The sequence below is a fragment of the Cupriavidus sp. WS genome (genome assembly GCF_000395345.1).
GTDB classification, from domain to species: domain Bacteria; phylum Pseudomonadota; class Gammaproteobacteria; order Burkholderiales; family Burkholderiaceae; genus Cupriavidus; species Cupriavidus basilensis_B.
Genome location: NZ_AQPL01000716.1, coordinates 1 through 1023, shown reverse-complemented (window position 1 = coordinate 1023; position 1023 = coordinate 1). Strand labels below are relative to the sequence as shown.

Here is a 1023-nt window from a genome sequence, read left to right as displayed (position 1 = left end):
ATGCAGCAATACGGCTGCACCGAGTTGGAAGCAGCTTTCAAGGTCGCCGAGAAGATCGACCAGGCACGCGGCATCGAGTCGCCTGCCCTGGAACTGTCGTAAGCCGGAGAAAACCATGGAGCAGAAGCGTCCTTCCATTCCGATACAAGTTCAGGCGTTCCGCCGTCGCCACGGGCGGCCCCGCTGGCTTTGGGCCTTAGCTGTTGCGCTGGTCGCGCTGCTGCTGATCTGGCTCGTGTGCCGGTCGCCCGGCGAACCCTCACCACAGTCGCCCACGCCGGTCAGCACGGCACTGATGTCCGGGCCGCCCTGGCAGATGGGCAATCCCGAAGGGCGTTTCACGCTGACGCTCTATGCCGATCTGGAATGTCCGTTCTGCCGGGAGTATTTCCCGCAGCTCAAGCGCTGGGTCGGCAGCAACGCCGACGTGGCCCTGCAATGGCACCACCAGCCGCTGGCCGCACATGAGCCGGCCGCGTCGGCCGAGGCGCGTCTGGTCGAGTGCGTCGCCGAAGCCGGCGGGCATGCTGCCTTCTGGCATGCCGTCGAGTGGGTCTATGCCCACACGCGCAGCGACGGCCAGGGATTGCCCGATGGCCTGCGCTACCCGGAATCGACGCCGGCCGTTGAGCAGTGCATGACAAGCGAGCGAGCCGATGCAGTCATCCGCGCCCAGGCCACGGAAGCCACGAAAGGCGGCGTGACGGCCACGCCGTCGCTGCGCCTGCTTGATCGCCAGACGGGCCAGTCCATCCTGCTGCAGGGGCCAATCGAAGGCGATGCCTTGCTGTCGGCCATGGACATGCTGGCGGCTGACGAACCTGCCGCCACACCTACCACCGAAATGCCTGCCGACGTTGTCGGCGACATGCCCAGGTAGCCCTGGTCTTCAAGGCTACGGCGCGGTTGCCCGCGCTGACCGATACCCGTTCGCTCCGCATCCTGGCCGCGAACAATCACCGCTGCGCGGTGGTGGATGCACCTCGTTCCCTTGTTCCTATCCCCAGGAGGGCTTGCCCTCCC

General features: G+C 66.4%; 1 protein-coding gene and 1 pseudogene. Both read left to right on the top strand.

Annotation, left to right across the window (positions count from 1 at the left end; translation table 11 throughout):
* Positions 1 to 102, top strand: a pseudogene (locus K206_RS44815) (type VI secretion protein); the annotation flags it as partial.
* Between the two features lie 13 nt (positions 103 to 115).
* On the top strand, positions 116 to 880 hold the full coding sequence (locus K206_RS0136800) for a DsbA family protein (RefSeq protein WP_029044477.1): 765 nt from the start codon (positions 116 to 118) through the stop codon (positions 878 to 880).
* Positions 881 to 1023 lie beyond the last annotated feature (143 nt).

Coding starts and splice junctions, on each gene's coding strand:
- K206_RS0136800 (WP_029044477.1), top strand. CDS start 116: ATGGAGCAGAAGCGTCCTTCCATTCCGATACAAGTTCAGGCGTTCCGC.